This is a genomic window from Streptomyces sp. NPDC052107 (genome assembly GCF_040680215.1).
GTDB lineage: Bacteria > Actinomycetota > Actinomycetes > Streptomycetales > Streptomycetaceae > Streptomyces.
In genome coordinates, this window is sequence record NZ_JBFAWG010000006.1 from 262,509 (window position 1) to 288,258 (window position 25,750).

Consider the following 25,750-nt stretch of genomic DNA (forward strand, 5'->3'; position numbering starts at 1 on the left):
CCCGCTGGGACGTGACTCACGCGCGCGCCCGGTCAGCTCTGCCGCAGCGCGAACCACAGCTCCATGCGTACGTCCGGATCGTCCAGGTCGGTGTCCAACAGCGCGGCACAGCGGGCGATGCGCTGCCGCACGGTGTTGCGGTGCACGTCCAGCGCCACCGCCGTACGGTCCCAACTCCCGTGCAAAGCCAGCCAGTTGCGCAAAGTCTCGGCGAGCTCGGGGCGGCCGGCGAGGGGTGCGAGCAGCGCGCTGGCGTGTGCCTCGGCGTCCGTGCGCGGCACCAGATCCTCCAGGCCGCGCCGGGCGCCGTGCCGGACCAGCGGGGTGCGGGTGGCGCGGGCCCGGGCGAGGGCACGGGCCGCCTGGGCGTCGGCGGCCGCCCACTCCCGCGGCTCCACGGCGGCGCTCACCCCGAGCGTCCACCCGGCCTGCGGCTCCGGCGCCCGCCCGCCCGGTACCAGCACCCGCACGACGTCGTGCCCGAGGTCGACCAGCGGCGAGCCCAGCGCGGCACCGAGCGCGGAGGCCGCGACGGCGTCGGGCAGCTGGGCCTCCGGTCGCGCGTGCACGACCAGCCACTCCCCGGTGCCGAGCAGCGGGGCGACCTCCTCGGGCGGGGAGCCCAGCAGCAGCCGTACGAGAGCGGAGGAACGGGCGGCACCGGTGCCGCTGTGGTGCTCACCGGTCAGCAGGGACAGCAGTACGGCGGCGACGGAGGCGATGGTGTGATCGCCGGGATCGCGCCGCGGGGTGGCCACGCCGAGCACGAACCCTTCGCCGGCGCCGAGGGCGTAGACGGCCAGGTGGGTCTCGCCGACGGTGTCGGTGGCGGAGGTGGCCCTGGGTGCCGTACGCGTACGCCCCTGGGGCCGCACCACGCCCGAGAGCTCCGCGAGCGCCCCCTTCACCCCCTCCGCCGGCTCCCGGCCCGCCGCCGCGATCTCGGTGCCGTCGGGGCCATGGAGAACCGCGTGCCCGGCCAGGCGCTGGGCCAGCTGGCGCAGTACCGAGGGCACCGGATCCGGGCGGGAGGCCGCCGCCGCCAGGCTCTGCTGGGCCTCCGTGACGCGGCGGAGTTCGGCCAGGCGGGCCTGGGCCATCAGCTGCCACACCGCGCGGGCCACCCCGGAGAAGGTGGTCTGCGGCGGGACCTCCAGGAGGGGGAGGCCGTAGTGGTCGCAGGCCGCCACCAGGGCGCGCGGGACCGTGTCGTGCACCGGGGCCAGGCCGAAGCCGAGGGCCGCGCCGCCCGCCTCCACGATCCGGGACACATAGGCGTCGAAGTAGGTGCCCGAACCCGCCGCCTCCGGGATGTGCACCCCGGCCGTGAGCAGCAGCTCGCCGCCCAGCAGATACGGGTACGGGTCGGCCATCTCCGAGGTGTGCGCCCAGTGGATCACGACCGGCGGATCGGACGGGCCCGCGATCTGGCGCAGGGCCAGGTCCTCTCGGGCCAGCAGGGCCGAGAGCGGGACCGGTGGGGTCGGCGGGACCGCTGGGGTCACCGGGGCGCTTGTCTCCAGCATGGTGTGTGTTTCCTCCATCCCACCCCGTTCATATGGATGAAACGTACACTTCGCAGTCGCTTTCCGGCCACCTAGTGTCAAGTCAGACCGGCAGCCGCGGGTACGGGCGGATGTCCCCGCGATCTGTTGCCGGCTCGTCCCCACTGCACCTGCACGACACGCCACCGGAATGTGCGCGAAGGAGGGCCCCCATGGCCGTCGACTACACAGTGATCGTCGTCTATCTCGCCGGCATGCTGGCAATGGGCTGGTGGGGCATGCGCCGCGCCAAGTCGAAGAGCGACTTCCTGGTGGCGGGCCGCCGCCTGGGCCCGGCCATGTACTCCGGCACCATGGCGGCGATCGTCCTCGGCGGCGCCTCCACCATCGGCGGCGTGGGACTGGGGTACCAGTACGGCCTGTCCGGCGCGTGGATGGTGTTCACCATCGGCCTCGGCCTGCTCGCCCTGTCCGTGTTCTTCTCCGCCCGCATCGCCCGCCTGAAGGTCTACACCGTCTCCGAGATGCTGGACCTGCGCTACGGCGGCCGGGCGGGTGTCATCTCCGGCGTGGTCATGTGGGCGTACACCCTCATGCTGGCCGTCACCTCGACCATCGCCTACGCCACGATCTTCGACGTCCTCTTCGACATGAACCGGACCGTCGCGATCATCCTCGGCGGCTCGATCGTCGTCGCCTACTCCACCCTCGGCGGCATGTGGTCCATCACGCTGACCGACATGGTCCAGTTCGTGGTGAAGACCATCGGCGTGCTCCTCCTGCTCCTGCCCATCGCGGTGGTCAAGGCGGGCGGCTTCAGCGAGATGAAGGCCAAGCTGCCGACCTCGTACTTCGACCCGCTGGGCATCGGTGGCGAGACGATCTTCACCTATGTCCTGATCTACACGTTCGGCATGCTGATCGGCCAGGACATCTGGCAGCGCGTGTTCACCGCCCGCAGCGACAAGACCGCCAAGTGGGGCGGCACGGTGGCCGGAACCTACTGTCTGGCCTACGCCCTGGCCGGCGCGGTGATCGGCACGGCCGCCAAGGTGCTCTACCCCAAGCTCGGCAGCCCCGACGACGCCTTCGCCACCATCGTCAAGGACGAACTCCCCGTCGGCGTACGCGGCCTGGTCCTGGCCGCCGCCCTCGCCGCCGTCATGTCCACCTCCTCCGGTGCCCTGATCGCCTGCGCCACCGTCGCCAACAACGACATCTGGTCGCGGCTGCGTGGCATGACCAAGCGGTCGTCCGAGGACCACGACGAGGTCGGCGGCAACCGCCTGTTCATCCTGATCATGGGCGTGGCGGTGATCGGCACCGCGATCGCCCTGAACAACGTGGTCGAGGCGCTCACGGTCGCCTACAACCTCCTCGTCGGCGGCCTCCTCGTGCCGATCCTCGGCGGCCTGCTGTGGAAGCGCGGCACGGTGCAGGGCGCGCTGGCGTCGGTCATCGTCGGCGGCCTGGCTGTGATCGGCCTGATGGCGGGCTACGGCATCCTCGCCAACGAGCCCGTCTACTACGGCCTGCTCGCCTCCCTCGCCGCCTACGTCGTCGTCTCCCTGGCGACCAGGCCTACCGACGAGACCGTTCTCGCCACCTGGCGCGAGCGCCTCGCCGGCCGGAACCCCGAACTCGCGTCCGAACCGGTCCCGGCTCACCAGTAGAGTCGTATGAAAAGCAGTACATGCGCGACGAAGTGCAGGAAAGAAGGCATTTGACCATGAGCAGCAACGAGACGCCCCGCGGCCCCGTCGACTCCTCCCGCATCCCGCGGTACGCCGGCCCCGCGACCTTCGCCCGGCTGCCCCGCCTGGACGAGGTCGGCACCGCCGACGTCGCCGTGGTGGGCGTGCCGTTCGACTCCGGCGTCTCGTACCGGCCGGGCGCCCGCTTCGGCGGCAACGCCATCCGCGAGGCGTCCCGGCTGCTGCGCCCCTACAACCCGGCGCAGGACGCCTCCCCCTTCGCCCTGGCGCAGGTCGCGGACGGCGGCGACATCGCCGTGAACCCGTTCAACATCAACGAGGCCGTCGACACCATCGAGGCCGCCGCGGACGACCTGCTCGGCACCGGCGCCCGTCTGATGACCCTGGGCGGCGACCACACCATCGCCCTGCCGCTGCTGCGCTCGGTGGCGAAGAAGCACGGCCCGGTGGCCCTGCTGCACTTCGACGCCCACCTGGACACCTGGGACACCTACTTCGGCGCCGAGTACACCCACGGCACCCCGTTCCGTCGCGCGGTCGAGGAGGGCATCCTCGACACCTCCGCCCTCTCCCACGTCGGCACCCGCGGCCCGCTGTACGGCAAGCAGGACCTCACCGACGACGAGAAGATGGGCTTCGGCATCGTCACGTCCGCCGACATCTACCGCCGGGGCGCCGACGAGGTGGCCGACCAGCTGCGCCAGCGCATCGGCGACCGCCCGCTGTACATCTCCATCGACATCGACTGCCTGGACCCGGCACACGCGCCCGGCACGGGTACGCCGGAGGCCGGCGGCATGACCTCCCGTGAGCTGCTGGAGATCCTGCGAGGCCTGGCGTCCTGCAACCTGGTCTCGGCGGACGTGGTGGAGGTCGCGCCGGCGTACGACCACGCCGAGATCACCTCGGTCGCGGCCTCCCACACGGCCTACGAACTGACCACCATCATGAGCCGCCAGATCGCCGCGGCCCGGAAGGACTCGGAAGCGAAGTGACTCACGACCACGACCTGGTACTCCGCCCGACCGATCAGCAGACGGCGGCCGCGCTGAATCCCCCTCCCGGCCGCAACGGCGGAGACCTGGTCGTGGAAACGCTCGCCGGGCTCGGCGCGACGACGGTCTTCGGCCTGCCCGGCCAGCACGCCCTCGGCATGTTCGACGCCCTGCGCAGGTCTGCTCTGAGCTATGTGGGCCTGCGGGTGGAGAACAACGCGGGTTTCGCGGCGGACGCGTACGGCCGGATCACGGGCGAGGCAGCGCCCTTGCTGCTCTCGACGGGCCCGGGCGCGCTGACGTCGCTGGCCGCTCTGCAGGAGGCGGCCGCGGCCTCGGCTCCCGTGCTGGCGATCAGCAGCCAGATCCCGACGGCGGGCCTGGGCGGCGGCCGCCACGGCTATCTGCACGAACTCCCCGACCAGGCAGCCTCGTTCCGTGGCGTGGTCAAGTCCGTCCACACGGTGCGCACGCAGTCCCAGATCCCGTCCGCGATCGCGGCGGCCTGGAAGTCGGCGCTCACGGCACCGCACGGCCCGGTGTGGGTGGAGATCCCCCAGGACGTCCTTCTCGCTCCGACCACGCTGCCGGTGGTGACGGCACCGGACGCGACTCCCGAGGACCTGGTCCCGCGCCCCGAACTGACGGCGGTGGCAGCCGACTTGCTGTCCCACGCCGCTCGCCCGGCGATCATCGCGGGCGGCGGGGTCGTACGGTCGGACGCGTCGGGAAAGCTGAGGGCGCTGGCCGAGAGGCTTCAGGCGCCGGTGGTGACGACGTTCGGCGGCAAGGGCGCGTTTCCGTGGGAGCACCCGCTGTCGATGCAGTCCTGGCTGGAGGACCGGTACACGACGGACTTCCTGGAGGACGCGGACGTCCTGCTGGTGGTCGGCTCGGGCCTGGGTGAACTGTCCTCCAACTACCACACGTTCAAGCCCCGCGGCCGAGTCGTCCAGATCGAGGCCGACCTCGGCAAGCTGGAGTCCAACCACCCCGCGCTGGGCATCCACGCGGACGCGCGCCTGGCGTTGCAGGCGCTGCTGGAGACGGTGGAGGAGCGCACGGACGAGTCGGCGCCGGAGCGGGTGCGGCAGCTGCTGGAAAAGGTGGCGTCCCGGATCACGGGTCAGGAACTCGCCCTGGAGCAGGAGGTGTTGGGGTCCGTCCGGCGTGCGCTGCCCGCGGGTGCCCCGTCCTTCTGGGACATGACGATCCTGGCGTACTGGGCGTGGTCGGCCTTCGACCCCCGGGGTGCGAACACCATGCACTCCGCACAGGGCGCCGGCGGCCTCGGCTACGGCTTCCCGGCGGCGCTGGGCGCGGCGGCGGCGGATCCCTCGCGTCCGGTCCTGGCGGTGTCGGGCGACGGCGGCGCCCTGTACTCGATCGCGGAACTCGCCACGGCGAGGCAGTACGACCTGCCGGTCACCTGGCTGATCGTCGACGACGGCGGCTACGGCATCCTCCGCGAGTACATGACGGACGCCTTCGGCCAGGCGACGGCGACGGACCTGACGCGCCCGGACTATGTGGCGCTGGCCCAGTCCTTCGGCGTACCGGGCGTCCGTACGACCCCGGAGACCCTGGAAGAGGACCTGGCGAAGGCGCTGGCGGCACCGGGGCCCTCGGTGGTCGTACTCCCGGCGGTGCTGCGGATGTTCGCGCCGACGCATTTGGGCTAGCGAGTGCACGGGTGCCGCCCCGGCGCGGGTGCGGAACCTGCGCCGGGGCGGACGATTCGGGGCCGAGGGTGCCTCAGTGGCAGGTGCTGGACGTGCTGATGTACACCTGCGTCGGGTGCGCCGAGCCGAAGCTCCAGCCCTGACCCGGCTTCATGCAGATCGTGGGGTAGTTGGAGAACCGCACGTAGGCCACGTCGTCGTGCCGGGTGTTGACCGCGCCCCTCGCGTTTCGGCTCGCGCCGAGCTTCTGCCAGTACCCGGTGTCCTTGAACTTCCCGGTCATGGTGTTGCCGTTGTAGAAGCAGACGTACGGATACGGACACCTCGGGCGGGCCGCGGTGGCCGCGGTGTGCGCGATGGACGCCGTGGTCGCCGTGTGTGCGGTGTGGGTGTCGGCCGGTGCGGCCGGTGCGGCCTGTGCGGAGAGGGCGAGGCCACTGCCGGCCATGGCGCAGGCGGTCAGGACGGCTGCGGTCGCGATGCGGAATCGCATGGGTGCTCCCAGGGTTGGTTCGAGTGGGTGTACGGCCCGCCCCACCCCCGTGCGTGCGGGCCGTTCGACGCCTGGGGCGGTGCGGGGTGGGCCGCACCGCCCGTCGTGCACCACCGACAGTGCAGGCCGAGTCCGGGACGGGGCCAGGGGTGCCGGACAGTTGCCGTCCACGCGGGACGTCCCACCCTCCGACCTGCACAGACGCCCCGCTCGGTGAGGCACCGGTGGGACGCGGGAAGGCCGTGGGGGGCGGCCGAAACCGTGCGCTCGCCCGGCCGCCCGCGGGAACCGGGCGCCGCGGGTGGGGCATCCTCCTCTGGAGAGCTGCAACAGACATGGGGTGGGACATGTCTCGTTGGAAACAGTTGCCGGACTCGCTCGACCCGCGAGTGCGGCAACTCGTCGTGCAGATGCGCCGTATCAAGGACCACAGTGGTCTCGGTCTGCAGACCCTGGCCGCCCGGACGGGCTACAGCCGTGCCTCCTGGGACCGCTACCTCAACGGCCGTTCGTTACCGCCGCAGGAGGCGGTCGCCGCGCTGGCCCGCGTCTGCGACACCGACCCGGCGCGCTTGCTGGCCCTGCATGAGGTGGCGGTGGCGGCGGGGCGAGGGGGCGCAGGCGGTGCCGGTCGGGTGGGGGAAGCAGCCCCGGGGGTGGAATCCGGGCCCCGTGACGAGGAACCGGCGGGGCTGGGGGAGGAGAACGGTGTTCGAGGACACGGCCCGGGACGGCGGCTGCTCGTCACCGTACTGGCCGGAGTCGTACTTCTGTCGGTGCTGATCGCCCTGCTGGTGGCCGCACCGTGGGACGGCGCACGGGAGCGGACCGGCGGCCGGCCGGTCTCGGCGGACTCCACGGAGCGGGCCCCGGGGTCCTCCGGGGCGGGAGTGGCGAAGAAGGCGTTCGCGTTCCGGGCCGGCAATGACTACCCGTGCCGGGTGCACCGTGGCGAGGACGGGCTGCTGTACGCGGGGTACAGCACGACCCGTGTCGACCTGATCGGCATGGGGTCGTCGCAGTGGGCCGTCGTAGAGGTGCAGTGTCTGCTGCGCCACCACGGCTTCTCGCCGGGGATCGCCGACGGGGCGTTCGGCTCCCGCACCGGGCGCGCGGTGGAGCGGTTGCAGGCCGGGGCACACATCCGTGTGGACGGTGTCGTCGGCGAGGACACGTGGGGGGTGCTGCGGAAATGACGTCCGGTGACCCGCCCGTCGACCGGCCGGTGGAGTGCGAGCGGCTGGCGGAGACCCTGCGCGGGCTGCGGACCGGGACCGGCTTGAGCCTGGCCGCGCTGGCCGCGAAGACGCCGTACAGCAAGTCGTCCTGGGACCGCTATCTGAACGGCCGCATCGTCCCGCCCCGGCAGGCGGTCGCGGAACTGTGCGAACTGGCGGGCGAGGAGCCTGGCCGGGCGCTGGCCCTGTGGGAACTGGCGGACGCGGTGGCCAGTGGGCGTGGGGCGGGTGGGGGTGGGGGAGGCGTGCGCCCGCGCGCGGGCGGGTTCGCCTCGGCTCCGGCCGAGTCGCTCCCGCCCGAGGACGCAGGCAGCTCACCCCGGCATCCGGCCCGGCGCGGTCTGCTCGCCGGAGTCGTGGGCGGCGGGCTGACGGTCGTCGCGGTCATCGTGGCGCTGGCGGTCACCGGTGCCTTCGGTTGGTCCACCCCGAGCGCGTCCTCGTCCCAGTCCCTGTCTCCCTCCGCACCCGTACTCGTGAAGGGATGCCACGGCAGCGGCTGCACGGGCAAGGACCCCGAGACGTACGGCTGCGGAGCGGATCCCGTGCCGGTGACCCTGGGCCGGCAGAGCTTCCCCGGGCCGACGGTGGTGAAGATCCGGCACAGTACGGCCTGTGGTGCGGTGTGGGCACGGATCGACCTCGGCAAGGTGGGGGACCGGGCGGAGATCCTCGTACCGCATCACGCCCCCTGGCGGATCGAGGTCAAGGACCAGTACGACGCCAAGGACTCCCTGTCGACCCCGATGGTCGCCGCGACCCGGTCCGACCTGGACCACGTGCGGGCCTGCCTGGTACGGGACGGCAAGCGGCACTGCTTCGGCCCGGTGGAGTAGAAGAGCAGGGGCTGGTCGGAGTCCTGTCGTCGTCAGTTGCCATCAGCCCTGGAGGCCATGGAGTCCGGCCTGCGCGGAGTGGGTCTCCTTCAGGGTCTCGATGAAGTGTTTGTTCCGGGGGAGTCGGGTGGAGGTGCAGGTCGGGGTGGTGGTTGGGGATCTGGGGTGGAACGGATCTGCCGATCGCCGGCGAAGTCATGGTGGTGCGTTCCCCCCGCAGTCGGATCGCCGGCCCGACGGCGCGGCGCGCCAAGGGATGTCGGGGCCCTTGGCGCGCTGCGGGGGTCGGTCTCGGTCGGTCCCGGGTTCAGCTCACGTCCGACGGGTCCAGACGGTAGATCGTGGACTGGTTGGCGGAGGAGGAAGGAGAGGAAGAAGACGAGGACGACTTTGACTTCGATGCTGTGGAAGCCGCGCTCTTGCTGTACGTGCTCTCCTTCAGCAGCGTCCCGTGCTTCTTCACCCAGGACGTCACCTGGGACGACACGTTGTTGGTGTCTCCTCCGGGGCCGCCGCCCATCATGCCGCCGCCGAGTTGGATGTAGTGCAGCTCGCCCTTCTTGACCAGTTCCTTGAGCTTGGCGACGGTCATCGCCTTGTCGGTGCCGGTGAAGCCCCACATGGAGATGACCGGCACCCGCGCGCGCAGCTCGATCTGGGCCGCGCTCTGGGAGTTGGAGACCGCTAGCAGCCATGTGGCGCCGTCCTGGTGCTTCTTCAGGTAGGCGATCAGCTCGCTGTTCGCCCCGCCCATGCCGCCGCCCCCGCGGGGGCCGCCGCCCATGGCGGCTCCCGTACGGCCGGGCGTGCTTCCCGGGCCGGCGTTCGGGGCGCCGGTGCCGCCAGTTCCGCCCGGGGCCGTCGTACCGCCCGACGTGCCCTGGCCGCCGGGGAGTTCGCCGTTCTGGGCGCCGCCCGGGAAGCCACCGGCCTGCTGTCCGCCGCTCGGCATCGCCCCGCCGGGAGCGCCACCGGAAACCCCGCCCGACGCGCCCCCGGGCGCGCCGCTCGCCGAGCCGTCGGGCGCGGTCCCGCCGCCGGGGAAGCCGCCGCCCTGCTGGGTGCCGGCCGGCATCTCTGCGCCGCCCGGGAAGCCGCCCCGGCCGCCCCCGCCAGGGCCGCCGCCGAAGCCGCCGCCCGTCGAGGGGCCGGCCGTCGGGTTCGTGCCGCCCATGCCGCCGCCCGAACCGGACGGCACCGACCAGGCGTATGCCGCCGGGCCCGCCAGGGCCGCGATCACGGCTGCCGCCACGGAGGCCGCGAGCAGACGCACGCGCTTGCCGGAGCGGAAGACGAACAGGCCGACGATCGCCGCCGCCATGACCACACCGACGGTCGGCCACAGCCAGGTGTGCCAGCCCGAGCCCCGGCGCAACAACACGATCGCCCAGACAGCCGTTACCGCCAGACCGGCCGGCAAGGCCCACGCCCAGCGCTTGTCGGTGCGGAAGGCGCGGAGCAGCATGACGCCGCCACCGCCGCACAGTGCCGCGATTCCGGGTGCCAGGGCGGTCGTGTAGTACGGGTGCATCGTGCCCTCGGCGGTCGCGAAGGTCACGTAGTGCAGCACCGTCCAGCCGCCCCAGAGGAGGAGCGCGGTCCGGGTGAGGTCGGTGCGCGGAGCACGGCCGCACAGGGTCAGGCCAAAGACGAGGGCGAGGGCCGAGAAGGGGAGCAGCCAGGAGATCTGGCCGCCGAGGATGTCGTTGAACATCCGGCCGAGGCCCGCGGAGCCGGAGAAGCCGCCTCCGCCGCCCCCGCCTCCGCCGCCGTTGCCCTCGCCGCCGAAGATCCGGCCGAGGCCGTTGTATCCCGTGATCAGGTTCCAGGCCGTGCCGTCCGTCGAACCGCCGATGTACGGGCGCTCGGAGGCGGGGGCGAGGGACACGGCGATCGCCCACCAGAAGCTGGAGGCCGCCAGGACCACGCCGGCGAGCAGCAGGTTGACGATCCGTCGTACGGGCTTCGGGCGCGCCGCGAGCAGGTAGACCGCGAAGACGGCGGGGAGCGCGATGTATCCCGCCAGCATTTTGGTGTTGAAGGCCAGGCCGAAGCACACCGCCGAGCCGAGCAGGGGCAGCAGGCGGCCGTTCGTCACCGCGCGCAGGGCCAGCGCCGCGCCTGTGACCATCAGCAGGACGAGGATCGTGTCGGGGTTGTTGTCCCGGTTGATGGCGACCGTGATGGGGGTCAGCGCGAGGACCAGTGCGGCCACTGCTGCCGCCGCGTGCCCGAACGTCCGCTTCACGGAGGAGTGCAGGATCCAGATCGTGGCGAGCCCGGCCACGACCTCCGGCAGCATCATTTGCCAGGTGCCGAAGCCGAAGATCCGGCACGACAGGCTCATGACCATGTCGGCGAACGGCGGTTTGTCGACGGTGAGGAAGTTCCCGGCGTCGAGTGAGCCGAAGAACCACGCCTTCCAGTTCTGCGTGCCGCTGTAGATGGCCGCGCTGTAGAAGATGTTGAGGCCGGCGCCCGAGAGGTTCCAGGTGTAGAGCGCGGCTGCCAGCAGCTCGATCGCGAGCAGCGCGGGCAGCGACCAGCGGGGGGCGCGGTCCGGCGGTACGGCGTGCGGTGCCGGCGGACCGGGGGCCGTGGCCGTGGTCGCGGTCGTCGGGTGGGGAAGGGGATCGGTGGCAGATGTCACCAGTGCACCATGCGGACCGGCGATGGGTGCAGGCTGTGGTGCGTCTGGGCGGAAGCTGTGGATCGGTGAGAGCCGGGTAAGGGCAGCCCCGGCACGGCTCAGGACAGCAGCTGGGAGAACTTGTCCCGGAATACGGTGATCTGAGCGTCGTAGCCCGCCTTGAACTCGGCGAACGCTGACGGGCTCAACCCGCCGTGCGGCACGTTTCCCTCCTCCAGGAAGTCCGGTATCGACCGGAATGCCGCGGCTGCCGCCTCCCAGTTCTTGCCGCCGTTGTTGACGCGGGCCTTCACCAGGAGGGCGTACACGTCCCCTCTCGCCCTGTCTATGCGGCCCTGCGGGTGGGTCTTCGTGTCCGGACCGTCCAGCGTGCGCAGTTTGTCGTCCGCCCCCGCGGCGAGGCGAAGCACCGCCAGCGCCGCGAACAACCGCCCCGACTGGCTGAGTTGACTTTCCCTCTGTCCCGGCATGAAGGAATCATTGCCCTCCGGGGGGCTGTCGGAACGCACTGCCTGGGAACATGCGTACAACTTCCGGCCACTCCGGCGAGTCAACCCAACAGGCGCAGGCGTGCGCCCACTCGACGTTCCCAGGGGGACCTTCCCATGACCCACCGCATGACCCGACGCGCCAGAGTGCTGGCGGCAGCGCTCGGCGCCGGCGTGCTGATACCCACCGTGGCCGCCGCCACCCCGGCCGCCGCGGCCACGCCCACCGTCAGCTGCACGTCCGCCAAGGCGGGCCTCGCCGCCAAGCTGCAGAAGGACATCACGGCCGCCCTGGCCAACCGCAAGGGCACGGTCGCGATCGGCCTGTACGACCGCAGCACCAGCACCACCTGCACCCTGCGCGCCACCAGCTCCTACGACTCGGCCAGCACCGTCAAGGTCACCGTGCTCGCCACGCTGCTGTGGGACGCCAAGAAGCACAACCGCTATCTGACCGACCGTGAGGTCACGCTCACCAAGGCCATGATCACCAAGTCGGACAACGACGCGACGACCGCGCTGTGGAAGCAGCTCGGTCTCACCAAGATCAAGGGCTTCCTCGCCGCCGCCGGGATGACGAAGACCGTGCCGGGGGCGAACGGCTACTGGGGTCTGACCCAGGAGAACGTCACCGACGAGCAGAAGCTGCTCAAGCTCATCACCGCCAGGAACAGCGTGCTGAGCGACAACTCCCGCGCCTACATCCTGAAGCTGATGGGCCAGGTCATCTCCTCGCAGCGCTGGGGCACCCCGGCCGGTGCGCCGTCCACGGTCTCCGTGCACGTCAAGAACGGCTGGCTGCAGCGCGCGACGCACGGCTGGCGGGTGCACAGCCTCGGCACCTTCAACGGCGCCGGTCACGACTACATGATCTCGGTGCTGACGCAGGACAACGGCACCATGGACTACGGCGTCACCACCATCCAGAACGTCGCCAAGGCCATCCACAAGGACATCGTGCCGACCACGTCGACCACCCAGGTCTACACCCCGACCAGCCGGCCCAGCGAGGCGTTCGTCGCGGTGCCGCCCCAGGGCTGACGCGCCATACAAGGCGGTTCACAAGACGGTTCACAGGGCGTCACAAGGCGGTTCACGAGTCGGTTCACGAGGCGGTCTCCCGCAGGACACCCGCCCGCCCTAGCGGTGACCGGCATGCGCCTGAGAACCGTACTCGCCACCCTGACCGCCGGCCTGGCGGCGGCCACCTCCCTGGCCGCCGCCGGGCCCCCAGTGCCAACTCCGCGAGCAGCAGCGCCTGTTCGCTGTCGGTCTCCACCGACCGATTCTCCGACGCGTTCGACAAGACGACGTACGACGGCACCTTCGTCGGCAACTTCTCCGCGCTCGCGGTGGACCGGGACGGCTCGCCGGTCGCGCCGGAGGACCGTTCCTCCCTGTTCACCCTGGACCCACAGACCCTCCAGCCGGGGTAGGCCGTCCACCTCGCCGACGAGAAGGGCACCGACCTCGACTCCGAGGGTCTGGTCGTCGACCGCGACGGAACCCGGCTGATCAGTTCCGAGACCGAGCCGTCCGTGCGCCGCTGTTCGGTCGACGGCAAGATCCTCGACCGGCTCCCGGTCCCGTCCTCCCTGCTGGTCACCTCGGCCGGCCGCGCCACCGCCAACCAGACCTTCGAGGGCCTGAACCTGCTGCCCGGCGGCCACACGCCGCTGGTCTCCATGGAGGGTGCTATCTCGGGCGGCTCGACGGGGATCGTCCGCTTCGAGACCCGGCAGTGCTCGAAGGGCGGCCGCTTCCGTCTCTCGGCGCAGTACGCCTACCGCACCGACGCCGGCCTCGGCGTCCCCGAGGTCCAGGCCACGCCCGACGGTCGCCTCCTGGTCCTGGAACGAGGCTTCACCTCCGGCGTCGGCAACACCGTCCGCCTCTGCCTGGCCGACCCCCGCCACGCGACCGACACCAGCGGTATCGAGAACCTGACGGGACAGCCTTCCGTCCGCTTGATCAAGAAGACCCTGCTGGCGGATATCGCCGCCTGTCCGTCCCTGGGTGCCAGGGCCAAGCAGCCCCAGCCGAATCCCCTGCCGGACGGCGGAGGGGCCCCATGACGATCGCCGGCCGTGATCACAAGGGCCGCCTGAAGGTCCTCCTGGTGAGCGACGACAACCAGAATCCGGCCCACACGACCAGGTTCTATTACCTGCGGGTACGGGTCTGATACTTGCGGGTGCGCGTCCGACCCCGCCCTCGCTTTGTTGCGCAGGGATGAAATCCGGCCCCGTCCGCGTTGGTGTGTTCCGGTAGAGCAGGTCGACAGGAAGGCACCGGCGTGGCAGCGCAGCGGGGATGGGCACGACGCCTGGCGGCATACGCCTGGCGGTATCCGAAGGACGTCGTCCTCGCCCTCGGCTCCTCCCTCGCCGGCATGGCCGTCATGGCCGTCCTCCCGTTGATCACCAAGGTGATCATCGACGACGTGATCGGGAACCACACCCGCTCCATGGCCCCCTGGGCCGGCGCCCTGATCGGCGCGGCCCTGCTCGTCTACGCCTCGACGTACATCCGCCGCTACTACGGCGGCCGTCTCGCCCTCGACGTCCAGCACGACCTGCGGACCGGGATGTACGGCACGATCACCCGCCTCGACGGCCGCCGCCAGGACGAGCTGTCCACGGGGCAGGTCGTCGGCCGCGCCACCAGCGACCTGCAGCTGATCCAGGGCCTGCTCTTCATGCTCCCGATGACCATCGGGAACGTCCTGCTCTTCCTGATCTCCCTGGCGATCATGGCGTGGCTGTCGCTGCCGCTGACCCTGGTCGCCCTCGCCGTCGCGCCCGCGCTCGGCTGGATCGCCAAGCGCAGCCGCAGCAAGCTCCACCCCGCCACCTGGTACGCCCAGGCGCAGGCCGCCGCCGTCGCGGGCGTGGTCGACGGCGCCGTCAGCGGCGTACGCGTGGTCAAGGGCTTCGGGCAGGAGGAGCAGGAGACCGGCAAGCTCAGGGAGGTCGGGCGCAGGCTCTTCGCCGGGCGGCTGCGCACGATCCGGCTGAACAGCACGTTCACGCCCGCCCTCCAGTCCGTACCCGCCCTCGGCCAGGTCGCCATGCTGGCTCTCGGCGGCTGGCTGGCCGTGCGCGGGCACATCACGCTCGGTACCTTCGTCGCCTTCTCCAGCTACCTCGCCCAGCTGGTCGGCCCGGTCCGCATGCTCGCGATGGTCCTGACCGTCGGCCAGCAGGCCCGCGCCGGCACCGAGCGCGTCCTGGAGCTGATCGACACCGAGCCGACGATGAAGGACGGCAGCAAGGAGCTGCCCGCCGACGCGCCCGCGACCGTCGAGTTCGACGACGTGTCCTTCGGGTACGACGGCGGATCCAAGGTCCTGGACGGGCTGAGCTTCGAGATCCGGCCCGGTGAGACCCTCGCCGTCGTCGGCTCCTCCGGCTCCGGCAAGTCCACCCTCTCCCTGCTGCTGCCGCGCTTCTACGACGTCACCCACGGCGCCGTCCTGATCGGCGGCCACGACGTCCGCGAGCTCACCCTGGACAGCCTGCGGGCCGCGATCGGGCTCGTCCCCGAGGACTCCTTCCTCTTCTCCGACACCGTGCGCAACAACATCGCCTATGGCCGCCCGGAGGCCACCCAGGAGGAGATCGAGGCCGCCGCCCGCGCCGCCCAGGCGGACCGTTTCATCGCCGAGCTGCCCGCGGGCTACGACACCAAGGTCGGCGAGCAGGGCCTGACCCTCTCCGGCGGCCAGCGCCAGCGCGTCGCGCTCGCCCGCGCCCTGCTCACCGACCCGCGGCTGCTCGTCCTCGACGACGCCACCTCCGCCGTCGACGCCCGCGTGGAACACGAGATCCACGAGGCCCTCAAGCACGTCATGGAGGGCCGTACCACCCTGCTCATCGCGCACCGCCGCTCCACCCTCAACCTCGCCGACCGCATCGCCGTCCTCGACGGCGGCCGGCTCGCCGACCTCGGCACCCACGAGGAACTCCAGGAGCGGTCCGCCCTCTACCGCCGGCTGCTCACCGACCCGGACGAGCTGGGCGGAGTCTCCCCGGGCCACACCGGGCCCGCCCTGCCCCAGGAGGACACCTCGGTCCGCGAGGAGCTGGACGCCGAGTTCGACGCAGAGCGGGGTGTGACCCCCAGGCTGTGGACCGGCGACCGGGAACCGAAGGACCAGGCGCTCTCCGGTACCCCGGCCACCCCCGAACTCCTCGCCCAGGTGGAGGCGCTGCCCCCGGCCACCGACACCCCCGGCATCGACGAGGCCCGGGCGGTCCTGCCGGAGGACTCCTACGGCCTGCGCCGCCTGCTGCGCGGCTTCGGCCTGCCCCTGCTGCTCAGCCTGCTGCTGGTCGCCCTGGACGCGGGCGCGGGCCTGCTGCTGCCGGTGCTGATCCGGCACGGCATCGACTCGGGTGTGACGAAGATGGCCATCGGGGCCATCTGGTCCGCGTCCCTGCTGGCCCTCCTCACCGTCCTCGTCCAGTGGGCCGCGCAGATCGGCGAGACCCGGATGACGGGCCGTACCGGCGAGCGGGTGCTGTACACGCTGCGGCTGAAGATCTTCGCCCAGCTCCAGCGGCTCGGGCTCGACTACTACGAGCGCGAGCTGACCGGCCGGATCATGACCCGCATGACGACCGACGTCGATGCCTTGTCGACGTTCCTGCAGACGGGTCTGGTCACGGCGTTCGTCTCGGTCGTCACCTTCTTCGGCATCATGGTCGCCCTGCTGGTGATCGACCTCCAGCTCGCCCTGGTGGTCTTCGCGACGCTGCCCCCGCTGATCGTCGCGACCTTCTTCTTCCGCCGGGCGAGCGTGAAGGCGTACGAACTCGCCCGTGAGCGCGTCTCGGTGGTCAACGCCGACCTGCAGGAGTCGGTCGCCGGGCTGCGGATCGTGCAGGCCTTCCGGCGCGAGCGGGACGGCGGGCGGCGGTTCGCCGAGCGCAGCGACAGCTACCGGCGGGCCCGCATCCGCGGCCAGTGGCTGATCTCCGTCTACTTCCCGTTCGTGCAGCTCCTGTCGTCGGTCGCGGCGGCCTCGGTGCTGATCGCGGGCGCGGGCCGGGTGGAGGGCGCCACCCTGACGGCCGGTGCCCTGGTCGCCTACCTGCTCTACATCGACCTGTTCTTCGCGCCGGTCCAGCAGCTGTCCCAGGTCTTCGACGGCTACCAGCAGGCCACCGTCTCCCTGGGCCGCATCCAGGAGCTGCTGCGCGAGCCGACGTCCACGAAGTCGGCGGACGAGCCCCGGGAAGTGCTGTCCCTGCGCGGGGACATCGCCTTCGAGGGCGTGCACTTCGCCTATGGCGACGACGAAGAGGCGCTCGTCGGCGTCGAGTTGACGATCCCCGCCGGGCAGACGGTGGCCTTCGTCGGCGAGACGGGCGCCGGCAAGTCGACCCTCGTCAAGCTGGTCGCGCGGTTCTACGACCCCACCGCGGGGCGGGTCACGGTCGACGGCACGGATCTGCGCGCCCTGGACCTGACCTCGTACCGGCACCGGCTGGGAGTCGTCCCGCAGGAGGCGTACCTGTTCCCCGGCACGATCCGGGACGCCATCGCCTACGGCCGCCCGGACGCCACCGACTCCGAGGTGGAGGCGGCGGCGCGGGCGGTCGGCGCGCACGAGATGATCGCCACGCTGGAAGGCGGCTATCTGCACGAGGTCGCCGAGCGCGGCCGCAATCTCTCGGCCGGCCAGCGCCAGCTGATCGCGCTCGCCCGCGCCGAACTGGTCGACCCCGACATCCTGCTCCTCGACGAGGCCACGGCCGCGTTGGACCTGGCCACGGAGGCCCAGGTCAACCAGGCCACCGACCGTCTGGCGGGGCGGCGTACCACGCTGGTGGTCGCCCACCGGCTGACCACGGCGGCCCGCGCGGACCGGGTGGTGGTGATGGACCACGGCCGGGTCGCGGAGGACGGCACCCACGACGAACTCCTCACCCTCGAAGGCCGGTACGCCGAACTGTGGCGCACCTTCGTCGGCCGCCCCGAACCGGAGGAGCCGGTCACCGCGTCCCGCTGACGACCCGTCGGCCTCTCCCGGCGCACCCCCTCGACGCGCGTCGCTGACGGCCGTGCAACCATCCGGCATACGTCGTGCGTCCGTACATCAGTACGGAAGCCGGGGGAGCACGACCGTGGTACGGGGAGGATCGAAGTGGACAGTGGTGGGATACGCCGGCGCCTGGCGCTCGGTGCGGCCGTGTTGGCGGCGAGCGGGGCGCTCGCCCTGGTGACGTCCGGCACCGCGCAGGCGGGCACGGTCGGCGGCTGTGCCGGGCACGAGGTGCGGACCCTGCCGTTCAGCAGCGGGGTCACCCACGTCTACAAGCACGACGGGTACGTGTGCGCCATCACCGTCGCCCGGCATCCCGGATCCGCCCGGACGATGTCCGTCAGCGTCCAGGCCCGCGGCAACCGCCCGGTCGTCGACAAGGGCGTCTACCGGCACCACGCGGGGCCGGTGACGGTCCACGCCGGCCACCGCTGCGTGTGGATCAAGGGCGCGGTGGGGCCCCAGGGGTCGGTCAGCTCGGGGTGGATTCTCTGCTGAGGGCCCGCGCGGTCAGCCCGCTTCCGGGAGCCTCGCGAACGCCTCGTGGAACCCCGGGAACGTCTTGCGGACGCAGCCGGGGTCGTCGTACGACAGGCCGGGGGTGCGCAGGCCGGTCACCGCGAAGGACATCACGATGCGGTGGTCCCCGAAGGTCCTGATCCCGGTGCCGGGCGCGGGCGTGCCGGGCCGGATCTCGATCCGGTCGGGGCCGGTCGCCACCGGCACGCGCGCCCGGCCGGAGGAACCCGGCGCGCGCCGAACTCGTCCAACGCGCAGGTTGCCGGACGAGTCTTCCGTGCCGTGGCGTCGGCCCTCGCGACTGGCCGCGAACGCCGACCCACCCTCTTCGCCGCGGCACGGCCGGCCGCCCGCCGCCATCGGCGCGCCCCCCTCCGCCGCGCCGGTGGCGGCCCCCTGCGAGGTTACTGTGCAGTCCCTTGACGGAAAGAAACTTCCCGGATATTGGTGACTCCTCGGAAGTTTCCTTCAGCGGTACTCCTCTGGAAGGAGCGCACGTGCCCGACACCAGCACGGGAAGCGACACCAGCACGGGAAGCACAGCAAGCACCGGACACACCGCAAGACCCTCCAGACGCGCCGTCCTCGCCGCGACCGCGGGCCTCACCGCCGCGCTGACCGTACCGACGGCCGCGCGCGCCGCCACGCCCGGCGACGACCGCCGGCTGCGCGCCCTGGTCTCCCGGATGACGCTGGAGGAGAAGGTCGGCCAGCTCTTCGTGATGCGGGTCTACGGCCACTCCGCCACCGCCCCCGACCAGGCCGACATCGACGCCAACCTCAAGGAGATCGGCGTCCGCACGGCCGCCGAGCTGATCGCCAAGTACCGCGTCGGCGGGATCATCTACTTCGCCTGGGCCCACAACACCCGCGACCCGCACCAGATCGCCGACCTCTCCGACGGCATCCAGAAAGCCTCCCTGGACCAGCCGCGCGGCCTGCCGGTGCTCATCGCCACCGACCAGGAACACGGCGCGGTCTGCCGGGTCGGCAAGCCCGCCACCCTCTTCCCCGGCGCCATGGCGATCGGCGCCGGCGGCTCCCGCGCCGACGCGCACACCCTCGGCCGGATCTCCGGCGCCGAGCTGCGCGCGATCGGCATCAACCAGGACTACTCCCCGGACGCCGACGTCAACGTCAACCCGGCCAACCCGGTCATCGGCGTACGGTCCTTCGGCGCCGACCCGGACGCGGTCGGCGCACTGGTGGCCGCCGAGGTGACGGGCTATCAGGCGTCCCGGATCGCGGCGACTGCCAAGCACTTCCCCGGTCACGGCGACACCGCAACCGACAGCCACACCGGCTTCCCGGTCATCACGCACAGCCGGGACCTGTGGGAGAAGCTGGACGCCGTACCCTTCCGGGCCGCGATCGCCGCGGGCATCGACTCCATCATGACCGCGCACATCCAGTTCCCGGCCCTGGACGACTCCGGCGACCCGGCCACCCTCTCCCCCCCGATCCTCAGCGGCATCCTGCGTGGCGAACTCGGCTACGACGGGGTCGTGATCACCGACTCCCTCGGCATGGAGGGCGTCCGCACCAAGTACGGCGACGACCGGGTGCCGGTGCTCGCGCTGAAGGCCGGAGTGGACCAGCTGCTCAACCCGCCGAGCCTCGACGTGGCCTGGAACGCCGTACTGAAGGCCGTCCAGAACGGCGAGCTGACCGAGGCCCGCCTCGACGAATCGATCCTGCGCATCCTGCGCCTGAAGGCCCGGCTCGGCCTCTTCGCCGACCGGCGGGCCGGTCGGACGAGCATCGAGGGCACGGTGGGCACCGAGGCGCACCTGGCCGCCGCCGACAGGATCGCCGAGCGCACCACGACCCTCCTGGTCAACGAGGACCACACCCTCCCCTTCTCCTCCCGCACCGAGCCCCGCCTCCTCGTCGTCGGCGCGGACCCGGCCTCGCCCTCCGGCACCACCGGCCCGCCCACCGGCGTGCTGGCCGCCGCCCTCACCGAGCTGGGCTTCACCGCCACGGCCCTGTCCACCGGCACCGCACCCTCCGCCGCGGTCATCGCCCAGGCGGTCAAGGCCGCGCAGGACGCGGACGCGGTGGTCGTCGCGACCTACAACGTGACGGCGGACAACGCCCAACGCACGCTGGTGGAACAGCTCCTGGCCACGGGCAAGCGCCTGGCGGCCCTCGCCGTCCGCAACCCCTACGACGTGGCCCGGTTCCCCTCCGTCAAGGCCTGCCTGGCCTCCTACGGCTGGGCGGACGTCGAAGTGCGCGCCGCCGCACGGGTGATCGCCGGCGGCGTGGCTCCGCGCGGCAAGCTGCCGGTGCCGGTGCAGCGGGCCGACGACCCCACGCAGGTGCTGTACCCGATCGGGTACGGGCTGACGTACTAGCCGTACGCCACACACCGGGCGCAATACCCCCAACGGGGGGAAACCCTCCCTGATGTCTGGCGTGGCCGCGCCGCCAAGGGCCACGCTGGACCGGGGTGTCAGGGGGGTTGCCATGCGTGGGAGAGGTGCCGTGAGGGCCGCGTGCCTCGCCTGCCTGCTGCCGGCCGCCCTGCTGCTGTCCGGCTGCCGGGGCACGGCGGGCGCCCCCGTCGGCGACGCCCGCCCCACCCCGGCCACGAGCGGCGGATACGGCGCCGAGTTCCTCGCGGTCGGCGAGTGCAGTTCCTTCGGCACGACCAGCTTCACCGAGGTGCCCTGCGCGAGCGAGCGGGCGGCGGCCAGGGTCGTCGCCCGCTACGACGGCGCGACCGCCGACGGCCCCCTGTGCCCGCCGACGACCGACTTCGTGCTGCACATCAGCGCCCAGTCCGCGGCCGCCGACGAGGACGGCGACGGCGCGTTCCCCCAGGGCTACGCCTGCATGCGCGACCTGGAGCCCCCGCACCCCGGCGACCCCGGCGGCGGGGGCGGCCCTCGCACGATCCCCGGCGACTGCGTGTACGCCTCCGGCAAGGGCCAGGTCCGCGAGACGGCGTGCGACGGCTCGGCCCGCCGAAAACCCGAGTACCGCATCACGAAGGCCGTCCCCGACCGCACGGACTGCCCGGCGGCGACGGCGTTGTACGTCCAGCTGGGCGGTACCAGGCCGGTGGGCTGCGCGCGGCGGCTGTGAAAGAACGGGCGACGGCTGTCGGCGCGTCCCTACGGCCGCAGCGCGGGTTCGCGCTCAGGATCTTGGACGTCCAGCTTGGCGTCGAACGCGGCCAGGGGTTCGGCCTTGGCGACGTCGGCGGAGGAAACCCCGGCCCACTGCAGGATGCGAGCCGTGGCGAGAGCCTTCTGGCCGGGGACCAGGCCCGCGACATTCGCGCCGTGGTTCATACCGGGCGCCGTGAAGACGTACGCGTCACGGGCGCCCGTGCCGAGCCGGAAGCGCTCCGAGCCCCAGGGGTCGTTCTGGCCGTAGACGAACAGCATGTGCGTCGCGTGGTGCCGCACCCATGTGTCCACGTCCCGCATCGCCTGTGGCTGGAAGCGCATCGGGATGGAGCGGGGCACGAAGTTGCGCGGCGGCTGGTAGCCGTAGTGGATCAGCTTCCGCTCGATGTACGGGAAATGGATGGTCGGCGCGCCCAGCTGGGTGGCCGCCTGGTAGTAGTACGGCGTGTACGGCTCGAGGCCCTGGTCGGTGTAGGCGGAGAAACCGGAGATGGTGTCGACCGAGTTCCAGATCTCGTCGTCGCTCGCGGTGGCCGCGTGCGCCGGGACGGTGTCGCAGTCCTCCAGCAGGCTGTACTGCCAGAAGCCCCAGACGTAGTCGAGGACGACCGCCTCGTAGGCCTTGTCCAGGCCGCCGATGGTGCCGAAGGTGTAACCGTTGTCGGCGGCGTACTGCGCGTACCGCTTCTCCAGCGGCTCCCGGCGCACCAGTGCCTCCCGCTGGACGGCGTTCAACCGGTCCCGGCACTCCTTGGTGCCGACGCCGGCGAAGAAGCGGTCGTAGGCCGAGTCCTCGCTGTTCACCACGTCGTTGGGGGCGACGTAGGCGACGACGCCGTCCATGTCACGCGGGTAGAAACGCTCGTAGTACGTCGCCGTCATACCGCCCTTGGAGCCGCCGGTGGCGATCCAGTGGCCGCCGTAGACCGGCTTGAGTGCCTCGAACACGCGGTGCTGGTCGCTGGCCGCCTGCCAGATGTCGAGCGTGGACCAGTCGGCCGGGTCGGGGCGGGACGGAGTGAAGAAGCGGTACTCCAGGGAGACCTGGTTGCCGTCCACGATCTGGGTGGGCTCGCGGCGCGAGGGCGTCGTGGAGACGTTGTAGCCGCCGGTGTAGAAGACCGTCGGGCGGCTGGTGTCCTTGTGCAGCACGGTGATGCGCTGCTGGAAGGTGCCGCGGTCGGGGTGGCGGTGGTCGATCGGCTGGGTGTAGTTCAGGACGAAGTAGCGGTAGCCGGGGTACGGCTTCTCCTGGATCAGGCTCATGCCCGGTATGGCGAGCAGTCGGTCCTTGATGTCGGTGGGTCCGGACTGGGCGGCGGTGGCCGCGCCCGCCGTGCTCAGCGTGCCTATGAACACGGCGAGCGCCAGCAGCCATCTGAGCGCCTTGCGCATGCGCACTCTCCCCTGTGTGACTGTTGTGAGACACATGTGCGCCGGAAGCTATCGGAGCAACTGGACTCACACCAGGGGGAGTTGCGTCAGGGGTGCCCAGGGTGACTGGACCGTGGGGAGGGGCTCGGAGATCATCGGCGACATGACGACGCGCTCGTACCTCATCCTGCACGGCTGGCAGAACCACCGCCCCGAGGGTCACTGGCAGCACTGGCTCGCCGGCCGCCTCACCGGCCTGGGCCACCGGGTCACGTATCCGCAGCTGCCCGAGGCGGACGACCCCGACCTGGAGGTGTGGCTCGGCGAACTCGGCCGTCACCTGGAGGAGTTGGACGACTCGGGCGAGCGGGTCGTGGTCGCCCACAGCCTGTCCGCCGTGCTGTGGCTGCACGCCGCCGCGCGGGGCCTGAAGCAACTGCGGTACGCGGACCGGGTGCTGCTCGTCGCGCCGCCGTCCCCGGCCGTCCTCGCCGGGTTCCCGGAGGTCTCCGCCTTCGCGCCGCCCGCCCTCGACACCCCGCTTCCCGGCCCGGCCCGGCTGGTCGCGGGCACCGACGACCCGTACTGCCCCGAGGGCGCGAACCGCCTCTACGCCGAACCGCTCGGTCTCCCCGCCGACATCGTCCCCGGCGCCGCCCACCTCGACCTCGACGCCGGGTACGGCCCCTGGCCGGCGGTCCTGGACTGGTGCCTGACCGGCACCACACCGCTGACGGCACGCCCGACGCTGTCCGTCTGAGAGGCCCTCAGAAGGCTGTTCCGAGGCCCTCAGGAAGGTCTCAGGGGGATTCGGTGGCCGGGGCCGGCGCCTCGGCCGCGCCCGGCGCCCCGTCCCGCAGCTCCGGTGCCGTCGCGGCGACCGCCCCCACCGCCAGCAGACACAGCAGGCCGCCGGTGATCAGTGAGGTCGCGCCGCCGGCCCAGCCGGCGACCAGGCCGCCGCGCACATTGCCGAGGCTGGGGCCCGCCTGACCGACGATCTGCTCGGCCGCCGTGACCCGGCCGAGCAGCGCGTCCGGGGTGCGGGTCTGCACGATCGTGGACCGGGAGACGACCGAGATGGCGTCCCCGGCGCCCGCGACGGCGAGCAGGGCGAGTCCCAGCAAGGGGTTGGTCGTCAGCCCGAAGAGGACCAGCGCGGCACCCCAGACGGCCGCCGCCCCCAGCATGACCGGACCCGGCCGGCCGAGCCGGGTCACCGCGCCCGACAGCGCGGTGGCCGTGACGCCTCCCACCGCCAGGGCCGACAGGAACAGGCCGAGCGTGCGTGGGTCGTCGCCGAACCGCTCGGCGTTGACCAGCGGGAACAGACTCACCGGGAAGGACAGCACGGTCGCGGCGAGGTCGGTGATCAGCGCGCCCCGCACCACCCGGTGTCCGGCCAGGAACCGCAGCCCGTCCAGCACCCCGTGCAGGCCCGCCCGCGACGGCTCGCCCTGCGGCGGCAGCGCGGGCAGCCCGAAGGCGCCGTAGAAGCTGACGCCGAAGCTGAGGGCGTCCAGCAGATAGCAGGTGCCGATGCCCAGCCAGCCCAGCAGCACACCGGCCAGGGCCGGGCCGAGGAGCATCATCGACTGGCCGGTGACCTGGTTCAGGACCAGACCGGCGGCCACCTGGTCCTTCGGCAGCAGCCGCGGCACGAAGACCCCGGCCGCCGGGGCGCCGAGCGCGCCGAACGCCGACTGCGCGGCGACCAGGGCGAGGACGGCAGCCACCGGGACATGCCCGGTGAAGCCCTGCACGGCCAGCAGCACGGAACAGGCCGCCTGGCCCACGGTCGCCGTCAGATAGATCCGCCGCCGGTCCGCCCGGTCCACCCAGGCGCCCGCGAACAGCCCGAACGCCACCAGCGGCAACGCCTGTGCGAGCCCGACCGCACCGGTCCACGCCGTGCTGCGGGTCATGTCCCACACCTGGTACATGACCGTCACCATGGTCATGAACCCACCGAGTGTGGACACGGTCCGCCCGACCAGCAGCCGCCGGAAGAGGGGGGAGGTGCGCAGGGGGCGTAGGTCGATGAGCGGCTGTATCACCGGGGGAGGCTAACCGGGCAGCGAGGCGTCGGCCGGCGAATTGGCGGGCTGTGCGGCGATTCCCCAAGGGGCGCGGGGCTGTGTTTGTCGCGGGTCCGCCGCGTGGGCGCGACCAGCCACAACGAACCCGCACCCGGCGACGACGCACAGCCCCGAGCTCGTAGCCGCGGTGAACCTACGCCGCCTCACCCAGCAAGCGCAGCAAATGCTCCCGCCCGGCACCCAACAACCCCGCAAGTGGTGCAGCCGACTCGTACCACCGCTTCTCGTACTCCCAGCACAGCCATCCGTCCCACCCACGCCGGCACAGCACATCCACGCACTCGGTGAGCGGAAGCACCCCGGAGCCGAGCGGCAGCGGTGTGGTGTCCTGGGCCGACGCGATGTCCTTGACCTGCACATACCCCAGATGCGGTGCGAGCGCCGCGTAGGTGTCGGCGGGCTGCTCGCCGCCCAGCCAGGTGTGCATGACGTCCCACAGCGCACCCACCTGCCGGTGTCCGACCGGGCCCAGCACCCGGATGGCGTCGGCACCGGTGCGATGCGAGTCATGCGTCTCCAGCAGGATCCGCACCCCCAGCGCGGCGGCGTCCTCCGCCGCGGTGCCGAGCCGCCGGGCGGCCAGGGCGTCGGACTCCGCCAGGGGGCGGTCGGGGTCGGCGCCGGGGAAGACCCGGACGTAGGGCGCGCCCAGGTCGTGGGCGAGGTGGAGGAGGTCCCGGATCTCCGCCAGTACGGGTGCGTCGTCACCGGGCGCGGCGACACGCGCGTACCCGGCGAGGCCCAGCGCCTCGACCCCGGCCTCCTTGAAACGGGCCGCGGTTGCGGCGCGTTCGGCGGTGGAGAGGCCGGGATGGACCGGCTCCTCGGGGTGGGCGCGCAGTTCGACGCCGTGGTAGCCGTGCGCGGTCGCGAGCGCCAGGACCTCAGGGACGGGCAGGCCGGGGACACCGAGAGTGGAGAACGCCAGCTTCATGAGCCGGACCCTACTCGTCATTCGCCTGATACG

The 25,750-nt window shown here is 72.0% G+C and carries 18 protein-coding genes and 2 pseudogenes; 12 read left to right on the forward strand and 8 right to left on the reverse strand.

What is annotated here, in order from left to right; genetic code table 11:
* Positions 1 to 32: 32 nt before the first annotated feature.
* The gene (locus AB0M27_RS09445) at positions 33 to 1,544 is read right to left on the reverse strand and encodes a PucR family transcriptional regulator (RefSeq protein ID WP_365719627.1); all 1,512 of its coding nucleotides are present in this window, start codon (positions 1,542 to 1,544) and stop codon (positions 33 to 35) included.
* A gap of 173 nt (positions 1,545 to 1,717) precedes the next feature.
* Here AB0M27_RS09445 and AB0M27_RS09450 point away from each other — a divergent pair, with 173 nt between their 5' ends.
* From AB0M27_RS09450 to AB0M27_RS09460, 3 genes are read left to right on the forward strand one after another with little or no spacing between them, the layout of a single operon-like run.
* On the forward strand, positions 1,718 to 3,178 hold the full coding sequence (locus tag AB0M27_RS09450) for a sodium:solute symporter (protein WP_365719629.1): 1,461 nt from the start codon (positions 1,718 to 1,720) through the stop codon (positions 3,176 to 3,178).
* 56 nt (positions 3,179 to 3,234) lie between these two features.
* Positions 3,235 to 4,215 (forward strand): agmatinase, encoded by a 981-nt coding sequence (gene speB / locus AB0M27_RS09455; protein WP_365719631.1) that lies wholly within the window; start codon positions 3,235 to 3,237, stop codon positions 4,213 to 4,215.
* A complete protein-coding gene (locus AB0M27_RS09460; protein WP_365719633.1) occupies positions 4,212 to 5,897 on the forward strand; it encodes a thiamine pyrophosphate-binding protein in 1,686 nt (561 codons plus the stop codon). Before speB ends, AB0M27_RS09460 begins: the two co-directional genes overlap by 4 nt.
* A gap of 73 nt (positions 5,898 to 5,970) precedes the next feature.
* On the opposite strand, the gene AB0M27_RS09465 is transcribed toward AB0M27_RS09460, so the two are convergent.
* Positions 5,971 to 6,390, reverse strand: a complete 420-nt coding sequence (locus AB0M27_RS09465) for a hypothetical protein (protein WP_365719635.1) — start codon at positions 6,388 to 6,390, stop codon at positions 5,971 to 5,973.
* Between the two features lie 347 nt (positions 6,391 to 6,737).
* Between AB0M27_RS09465 and AB0M27_RS09470 the strand changes: the two genes are divergently transcribed.
* Positions 6,738 to 7,586 carry a helix-turn-helix domain-containing protein gene (locus AB0M27_RS09470; protein WP_365719637.1) on the forward strand — a complete coding sequence of 283 codons (849 nt, stop codon included), beginning with the start codon at positions 6,738 to 6,740 and terminating at the stop codon, positions 7,584 to 7,586.
* Positions 7,583 to 8,464 (forward strand): helix-turn-helix domain-containing protein, encoded by an 882-nt coding sequence (locus AB0M27_RS09475; RefSeq protein ID WP_365719639.1) that lies wholly within the window; start codon positions 7,583 to 7,585, stop codon positions 8,462 to 8,464. The genes AB0M27_RS09470 and AB0M27_RS09475 overlap by 4 nt, the downstream gene beginning before the upstream one ends.
* A gap of 307 nt (positions 8,465 to 8,771) precedes the next feature.
* On the opposite strand, the gene AB0M27_RS09480 is transcribed toward AB0M27_RS09475, so the two are convergent.
* The gene (locus AB0M27_RS09480; protein WP_365719641.1) at positions 8,772 to 11,114 is read right to left on the reverse strand and encodes a glycosyltransferase family 39 protein; all 2,343 of its coding nucleotides are present in this window, start codon (positions 11,112 to 11,114) and stop codon (positions 8,772 to 8,774) included.
* Positions 11,115 to 11,212: 98 nt separating this feature from the next.
* On the reverse strand, positions 11,213 to 11,584 hold the full coding sequence (locus AB0M27_RS09485) for a hypothetical protein (protein ID WP_365719643.1): 372 nt from the start codon (positions 11,582 to 11,584) through the stop codon (positions 11,213 to 11,215).
* A gap of 135 nt (positions 11,585 to 11,719) precedes the next feature.
* On the opposite strand from AB0M27_RS09485, the gene AB0M27_RS09490 reads away from it, so the two are divergent.
* From AB0M27_RS09490 to AB0M27_RS09505, 4 genes and pseudogenes are all read left to right on the forward strand, one after another.
* Complete coding sequence (locus AB0M27_RS09490) at positions 11,720 to 12,643, forward strand: serine hydrolase (protein ID WP_365719645.1); 924 nt, start codon at positions 11,720 to 11,722, stop codon at positions 12,641 to 12,643.
* Between the two features lie 114 nt (positions 12,644 to 12,757).
* Positions 12,758 to 13,787: pseudogene (locus AB0M27_RS09495) on the forward strand (esterase-like activity of phytase family protein).
* Between the two features lie 111 nt (positions 13,788 to 13,898).
* Positions 13,899 to 17,618, forward strand: coding sequence for an ABC transporter ATP-binding protein (locus AB0M27_RS09500; protein ID WP_365719647.1), 3,720 nt, complete (start codon positions 13,899 to 13,901; stop codon positions 17,616 to 17,618).
* A 135-nt stretch (positions 17,619 to 17,753) separates the two neighbouring features.
* Positions 17,754 to 18,149 carry a hypothetical protein gene (locus tag AB0M27_RS09505; RefSeq protein ID WP_365719649.1) on the forward strand — a complete coding sequence of 132 codons (396 nt, stop codon included), beginning with the start codon at positions 17,754 to 17,756 and terminating at the stop codon, positions 18,147 to 18,149.
* A 12-nt stretch (positions 18,150 to 18,161) separates the two neighbouring features.
* Here the strand turns inward: AB0M27_RS09505 and AB0M27_RS09510 are convergent.
* Positions 18,162 to 18,377 (reverse strand): annotated as a pseudogene (locus tag AB0M27_RS09510) (3-phosphoshikimate 1-carboxyvinyltransferase); the annotation flags it as partial.
* A 290-nt stretch (positions 18,378 to 18,667) separates the two neighbouring features.
* On the opposite strand from AB0M27_RS09510, the gene AB0M27_RS09515 reads away from it, so the two are divergent.
* Together AB0M27_RS09515 and AB0M27_RS09520 are read left to right on the forward strand one after the other, a co-directional pair.
* Complete coding sequence (locus AB0M27_RS09515) at positions 18,668 to 20,530, forward strand: glycoside hydrolase family 3 protein (protein WP_365719651.1); 1,863 nt, start codon at positions 18,668 to 18,670, stop codon at positions 20,528 to 20,530.
* A gap of 112 nt (positions 20,531 to 20,642) precedes the next feature.
* Positions 20,643 to 21,263: a hypothetical protein gene (locus AB0M27_RS09520; RefSeq protein WP_365719653.1), complete on the forward strand. Its 621-nt coding sequence runs from the start codon at positions 20,643 to 20,645 to the stop codon at positions 21,261 to 21,263.
* Between the two features lie 29 nt (positions 21,264 to 21,292).
* On the opposite strand, the gene AB0M27_RS09525 is transcribed toward AB0M27_RS09520, so the two are convergent.
* A complete protein-coding gene (locus AB0M27_RS09525) occupies positions 21,293 to 22,705 on the reverse strand; it encodes a S28 family serine protease (protein ID WP_365719655.1) in 1,413 nt (470 codons plus the stop codon).
* A 142-nt stretch (positions 22,706 to 22,847) separates the two neighbouring features.
* Between AB0M27_RS09525 and AB0M27_RS09530 the strand changes: the two genes are divergently transcribed.
* Positions 22,848 to 23,444, forward strand: coding sequence for an alpha/beta hydrolase (locus AB0M27_RS09530; RefSeq protein WP_365719656.1), 597 nt, complete (start codon positions 22,848 to 22,850; stop codon positions 23,442 to 23,444).
* Between the two features lie 40 nt (positions 23,445 to 23,484).
* On the opposite strand, the gene AB0M27_RS09535 is transcribed toward AB0M27_RS09530, so the two are convergent.
* Positions 23,485 to 24,741, reverse strand: a complete 1,257-nt coding sequence (locus AB0M27_RS09535; RefSeq protein WP_365719658.1) for an MFS transporter — start codon at positions 24,739 to 24,741, stop codon at positions 23,485 to 23,487.
* Positions 24,742 to 24,916: 175 nt separating this feature from the next.
* A complete protein-coding gene (locus tag AB0M27_RS09540; RefSeq protein WP_365719660.1) occupies positions 24,917 to 25,717 on the reverse strand; it encodes a sugar phosphate isomerase/epimerase family protein in 801 nt (266 codons plus the stop codon).
* Between the last annotated feature and the right edge of the window lie 33 nt (positions 25,718 to 25,750).

Excerpts from the sequence above, each read along its gene's own strand:
- AB0M27_RS09445 (WP_365719627.1), bottom strand. The coding sequence starts at position 1,544 with ATGGAGGAAACACACACCATGCTGGAGACAAGCGCCCCGGTGACCCCA.
- AB0M27_RS09450 (WP_365719629.1), top strand. The coding sequence starts at position 1,718 with ATGGCCGTCGACTACACAGTGATCGTCGTCTATCTCGCCGGCATGCTG.
- speB (WP_365719631.1), top strand. The coding sequence starts at position 3,235 with ATGAGCAGCAACGAGACGCCCCGCGGCCCCGTCGACTCCTCCCGCATC.
- AB0M27_RS09465 (WP_365719635.1), bottom strand. The coding sequence starts at position 6,390 with ATGCGATTCCGCATCGCGACCGCAGCCGTCCTGACCGCCTGCGCCATG.
- AB0M27_RS09470 (WP_365719637.1), top strand. The coding sequence starts at position 6,738 with ATGTCTCGTTGGAAACAGTTGCCGGACTCGCTCGACCCGCGAGTGCGG.
- AB0M27_RS09475 (WP_365719639.1), top strand. The coding sequence starts at position 7,583 with ATGACGTCCGGTGACCCGCCCGTCGACCGGCCGGTGGAGTGCGAGCGG.
- AB0M27_RS09485 (WP_365719643.1), bottom strand. The coding sequence starts at position 11,584 with ATGCCGGGACAGAGGGAAAGTCAACTCAGCCAGTCGGGGCGGTTGTTC.
- AB0M27_RS09490 (WP_365719645.1), top strand. The coding sequence starts at position 11,720 with ATGACCCACCGCATGACCCGACGCGCCAGAGTGCTGGCGGCAGCGCTC.
- AB0M27_RS09520 (WP_365719653.1), top strand. The coding sequence starts at position 20,643 with ATGCGTGGGAGAGGTGCCGTGAGGGCCGCGTGCCTCGCCTGCCTGCTG.
- AB0M27_RS09525 (WP_365719655.1), bottom strand. The coding sequence starts at position 22,705 with ATGCGCAAGGCGCTCAGATGGCTGCTGGCGCTCGCCGTGTTCATAGGC.
- AB0M27_RS09530 (WP_365719656.1), top strand. The coding sequence starts at position 22,848 with ATGACGACGCGCTCGTACCTCATCCTGCACGGCTGGCAGAACCACCGC.
- AB0M27_RS09540 (WP_365719660.1), bottom strand. The coding sequence starts at position 25,717 with ATGAAGCTGGCGTTCTCCACTCTCGGTGTCCCCGGCCTGCCCGTCCCT.